The following is a 5,084-nucleotide window of genomic DNA, read 5'->3' as shown; positions in this document are numbered from 1 at the left end:
AGCAAACAGTGCTTTTAATTATTTGCACTGTCTACTGGGAGGTCATCATATCATTCTGGATCTTTGTCTTTAAAGTTTTCCATAAATGTATATTTCATAGTCTTCACCTCTATGTGTATTTTATTAATAATAAGTAGAAAAGTACAATGCCAGTTTTGTATTATGCTATAATGTGAGTGCATAGTGAGGAGGATTATCAAATGATTGAAATTGGACAAGTTGAACAATTATTGGCTGTTTCTAAGTATGGTACATTATCTAAAGCAGCTGACGCATTACATATCTCTCAGCCAGCTCTTTCTCGTGCCATGCAGAAGCTTGAAGAAGAACTGCAAGTTCCTATTTTTGACCGTGAAAAGAATCGTATTACTTTAAATGCGACTGGTAAAGTGGCTGTTGATTATGCACAGAAAGTATTATTTTCTGCAAATGATATGATTGCTCGTGTACGTGAATATGATCGTATGACTCATACAATTAGTATTGGATCATGCGCACCTGCGCCTTTATGGGATTTAGTACCTTATGCTGGTAAGATATATGAAGATATGGCTATTTCTTCAGAAATAAAAATGCCAGATATCTTATTATCTGGTTTGGAGAATGATTTATATACAGCTGTTGTATTAAATAAGATTCCTGATAGTAAAGAATTATATTATGAGTTATATGATACAGAAACATTATATTTTTCATTAACACCTGATCATCCTCTTGCAGATAGTAAAGCATTATTCTTTAAGAATCTAGATGGTCAGACAATGCTGTTGTATTCTAGAATTGGTGTATGGTATCCAATGCATTTAGAAACACAGCCTCATACTCATTTTATTCTTCAGGATAATAGAGAGGTATTTAATGATCTTACACAGAATTCTACTCTTCCAACATTTATTTCTGATCTATCTATAGAAAGAGATGGCAAGCCAGACAATAGAAAGATTATTCCAATCATAGATAAAGAAGCGACTAATAGTTTCTATCTTGTATGTAAGAAAAAAAATAAGAAGCTATTAGAACCACTTTATCGTGCTGTAGAAAAAAGATTAGAAAAGAAAAAGAAGTAGTTATTAAAACTACTTCTTTTTAGAATCCTAGATAACCTAGAATAGCACTTACATAGAATAAGATACCTGCAACGATTAATAAATAGTTAGACCAAGTGCTTTTCTTCTTTAAATAGAATGTATTCGCCTGTTCCCCTAAATAAATAGGATATTCCTGTCCTTTTACATAATCTTTTTCAATCTTTTCTACTTTAAATTCCTGGATAGATGCCTGGTTATACTTCTTTGTACCATAAGAATACTGGAAGATAGGACGACAATATAAGTTATTGACTTTCTTATAACCGTGGTAAATTCCTTTAATTTCTCTTTTATCTTTCTTAAAGAAGATTTCATAGATTCCATAAGCCATGAGTAGTGTTCCTAAAATAATAGATAGGATAATCATGAATGGAGATCCTGACTTAAAAGAGAAGAATGAAGTGTTCATATTCATATATTCTACCTCCATAGAGTATTCTACCAATATTTCGTGAGTAAACAATATTTTTTTTGATTTTTCGTGTATAATATAGAATGTAATTAAAGGGGGTTCTCATGGATATTATTAAAAACTTAAAGTCACGTTTTGATTCTGTGCAATGTGATTTTCTTATTGCGATTGCCGCAATATTCCTTCCTTTCTATATTACTGTAGTGATTCATGCAATTATATTCTTTAAATGGATTAAACAGGGTGAGGTAAAGAAAGGTTATGAAGAAACAAAACGAAGCAAATATATTATTTTCTTCTCAGCACTTATTTTCTTAACAAGTGTCTTTTATCAGAACTGGCCAGGAGCTGGTGTATCATTAGGTTATTTGATGTTATACAGTATGACACTTGTATATAGACGTCATGCAAGTGAAGAACTATTTGATACAATGTTGAATATAGTGATTGGTTTAAGTGTATTTGCAGCTGTATGGGCTATTATTGAATATATCTTCATCTTAAGACAGTTTGATCTTGAGGGATGGTATTTGGTTGTATTTAATGCACCACAGTATCGTACGAATGCAATGTTCTTTAATGCGAACTACTATGCAATGATGATTGAGTTCTTTGTGGCTATTTGCTTCTATAAGTTCTTGAAGTATACTCATAATCATGGATTTATGAATCATATTAAAGAAATAGTGATTATTGGTTTAATTACATTACTTAACTTATTCTGTCTATATTTAACAGGATGTCGTACTGCATGGCCTGCACTTGCTGGTGGTCTTGCGATTATGTTGTTGTTTAATCGTAATTATAAGAGTTTTGGTGGTATTTGTGCTGTAGGTGCGGCTGGTGTTGGTTTCTTTATTGCGAAACCTCAATATATTCCACGTATGAGCAATATTGTGAAGTACTTAGGGGTAAGAAAACATATCTGGGAAGTTGCTATTCAGAACATTAAGACACATTTCTTATTTGGTGAAGGACCTATGACATATTGGCATATTTATGCACAATATAATGGGCATCCTACACAGCATTCACATAATATCTTTATTGATCCTGTTTTATGTTTTGGGATTATAGGATTATTAGTGATTGCACCGTTCTTCATTGAAAATATTAAACGTTTATATCGCTTATTAAGAACTAAGTGTAACCCTACTCTTGTTGCTTTAATTGTAGGCTATATTGTGATGATTTATATTCATGGATTACTCGATTATACAATCTTCTTTGTATCAACTGGATTCTTATTTGCGATGATAGTAAGCAGTTTTGACATTTATAGAAAAGAAATTGATCAATAAGGCAATGATTCATTGCCTTTTTAATAAGGAGAAAAAGAATGGATAAAAAACTTTATGAGACTTATGTAAGAATCTTAAATAAGGAACTCGTAACTGCCATGGGATGTACAGAACCTATCGCAATTGCGTATGCAGGAAGTCTCGCAAGAAAGACGTTAGGTGTTATACCAAATAAGATATTAATTGAAGTCAGTGGTAATATCATCAAGAATGTTAAGAGTGTTATTGTGCCTCATACTCATGGAAATAAAGGTATTGAAACAGCTGCCTGTATTGGGATTACAGGTGGAGATGCAGAAGCAGAATTAGAGGTTATTAGTCATGTGAAGGAAGAAGATATTGTTGCGATGACTGAACTTATGAATAGTGCTTCTATTAAGGTACGGCCTTTAGAATCCCCTTATTCTTTAGATATTCGTTTGACTGTATCTAATGATGAACATGAAGCAATGGTACATATTGCAGGAACACATACACATATTGTAGAAATGACAAAAGATAATGAAACTATTGTATGTAGAGAAGCATTGAAACAGACTATTGATGAAGATTATCTCACTCTTACTATGCATGATATTTATACTTTTGCGAAAGAAGTAGAGATTGATGATGTAAAAGAATTATTAGATCAAATGATTGAATGTAATACTGCCATTGCACAAGAAGGAATGAATGGTGATTATGGGGCTAATATTGGTAAGGTGATTGCGATTAGAAAAGATTTACCAAGTCTATTAAAGGCCTATGCAGCAGCTGGTAGTGATGCAAGAATGAATGGTTGTGAACTACCTGTAGTGATTAATTCTGGTAGTGGTAACCAGGGATTAACTGTATCTGTACCTCTTATTGTTTATACAGAAAGAGAACATTTAGATAAAGAGAAGTTATATCGTGCTCTTGTGATTTCTAACTTAACAGCCATTCATTTAAAGACTGAGATTGGTCGTTTATCTGCCTTCTGTGGTGCAGTGAGTGCAGGTGCTGCATGTGGTGCAGGACTTGCTTATTTAAAGGATGCAAGTGAAGAAGTGATGAATCATACAATCGTAAATGCCTTGGCTATTACTTCTGGTATTATCTGTGATGGTGCTAAAGCAAGTTGTGCTGCAAAGATTGCAGTCAGTGTAGAAGCTGGCATTCTAGGGTATGATATGTATATGAATGGTCAGCAGTTCTATGGTGGAGATGGTATTATTTCTAAGGGTATAGAAAATACAATCCACAATATTGGTGTATTAGGAAGTCAAGGTATGGCTTCTACTGACCAGGAAATTATTAAAATTATGTGTGAATAGTAAAAGCTGCCGATTGGCAGCTTTTAGTGTCCTATTTCATCATATGTATACAAGTGTATATCATGTTCTTTAAGATAGTCTTTGAGTTCTTCTGAACATAACATCTCTGCTTCTTTTGTACGATCAAGAGTGAGAGAAGAAGTACGTAGTATTTGTGCATCAAGATATCCTGGATGACAAACTAACAAATCACAACCATCATTATGTGCATTCTCTACCATTTCTTTAAAAGATTTAAAAGGATCATAGCCTTCCTTCATACTCTCCATATGCATATAGAGTTTTTCTCCTGCCAGATCAACAGGTGTCCCATCAAAAGAAATATCATTGAACTTTAAATTGTGTCTTTTCGCAACAATTTCAATACCCCTTAATAAATTATCACTGGCTACTGCATGAGCTTCAAAATAAGAAGGTTCAAGATGAGTTATCTCTTTAAATCTTTCATATTGTGCTTCTATTTCTATAATTGCTTCTTCTAGTACTACAAAGTCTTCTTTACTTTGTCTATATGTTCTACTGGATTTAAATTGTCCATTCTCATCTACAAGACTTGGAATAAGTTTTGGATCACTGATAGGCGTACCAATACATACATTGGTATGCTGTCCTAAACAGATATCTAAATCCTTTACAAGTTCATAGCCTTCTACAGAATCAGGCATATTCACCATAAAACCAATATTCTTAATCACACCATTTTTTACTGTATCATATATACCATAATTCACACCTCGGCTGTAACCTAAATCATCAGCACGTACCATAATCTTCATAAAAAATCCTCCTAAATAAAAATGATCCTAGTTATCATACTTATTATATATATACAATACATAATAAGATCATACCGCCAGGATCACTTCTTTCTATATATAGTTTACTCTATAGTGTAAGCGTTGTCAATTAAGACAAATAAAAAACCAAGTGCACTGTCTGATTCCAATGTGATAATGTCTCAATGTATCCAAGTTGATAATGTCCCAAT

At 32.9% G+C, this 5,084-nt stretch carries 5 protein-coding genes; 3 read left to right on the top strand and 2 right to left on the bottom strand.

The features are described from left to right. Positions 1–200: 200 nt before the first annotated feature. Positions 201–1,067 carry a LysR family transcriptional regulator gene (locus tag ACT8VG_RS07120; protein ID WP_444195499.1) on the top strand — a complete coding sequence of 289 codons (867 nt, stop codon included), beginning with the start codon at positions 201–203 and terminating at the stop codon, positions 1,065–1,067. 19 nt (positions 1,068–1,086) lie between these two features. Here the strand turns inward: ACT8VG_RS07120 and ACT8VG_RS07115 are convergent, their stop codons facing one another. Beyond that, on the bottom strand, positions 1,087–1,503 hold the full coding sequence (locus ACT8VG_RS07115) for a hypothetical protein (protein WP_040390262.1): 417 nt from the start codon (positions 1,501–1,503) through the stop codon (positions 1,087–1,089). Between the two features lie 101 nt (positions 1,504–1,604). On the opposite strand from ACT8VG_RS07115, the gene ACT8VG_RS07110 reads away from it, so the two are divergent. After that, complete coding sequence (locus ACT8VG_RS07110) at positions 1,605–2,801, top strand: O-antigen ligase family protein (RefSeq protein WP_129980681.1); 1,197 nt, start codon at positions 1,605–1,607, stop codon at positions 2,799–2,801. Positions 2,802–2,839: 38 nt separating this feature from the next. Beyond that, a complete protein-coding gene (locus ACT8VG_RS07105) occupies positions 2,840–4,096 on the top strand; it encodes an L-cysteine desulfidase family protein (protein ID WP_444195498.1) in 1,257 nt (418 codons plus the stop codon). A 23-nt stretch (positions 4,097–4,119) separates the two neighbouring features. Here ACT8VG_RS07105 and ACT8VG_RS07100 read toward each other — a convergent pair whose 3' ends face one another. Further along, positions 4,120–4,872 (bottom strand): ChbG/HpnK family deacetylase, encoded by a 753-nt coding sequence (locus tag ACT8VG_RS07100; RefSeq protein WP_444195497.1) that lies wholly within the window; start codon positions 4,870–4,872, stop codon positions 4,120–4,122. Positions 4,873–5,084: the final 212 nt, after the last annotated feature.

This window comes from Catenibacterium sp. (assembly GCF_052354645.1).
GTDB classification, from domain to species: Bacteria; Bacillota_I; Bacilli_A; order Erysipelotrichales; family Coprobacillaceae; genus Catenibacterium; species Catenibacterium mitsuoka_A.
This window is presented reverse-complemented; position numbering and strand designations above follow the sequence as displayed.

What these genes read in the sequence shown, in the direction of transcription:
- ACT8VG_RS07120 (WP_444195499.1), top strand. Translation starts at nt 201, where the DNA reads ATGATTGAAATTGGACAAGTTGAACAATTATTGGCTGTTTCTAAGTAT.
- ACT8VG_RS07115 (WP_040390262.1), bottom strand. Translation starts at nt 1,503, where the DNA reads ATGAATATGAACACTTCATTCTTCTCTTTTAAGTCAGGATCTCCATTC.
- ACT8VG_RS07110 (WP_129980681.1), top strand. Translation starts at nt 1,605, where the DNA reads ATGGATATTATTAAAAACTTAAAGTCACGTTTTGATTCTGTGCAATGT.
- ACT8VG_RS07105 (WP_444195498.1), top strand. Translation starts at nt 2,840, where the DNA reads ATGGATAAAAAACTTTATGAGACTTATGTAAGAATCTTAAATAAGGAA.
- ACT8VG_RS07100 (WP_444195497.1), bottom strand. Translation starts at nt 4,872, where the DNA reads ATGAAGATTATGGTACGTGCTGATGATTTAGGTTACAGCCGAGGTGTG.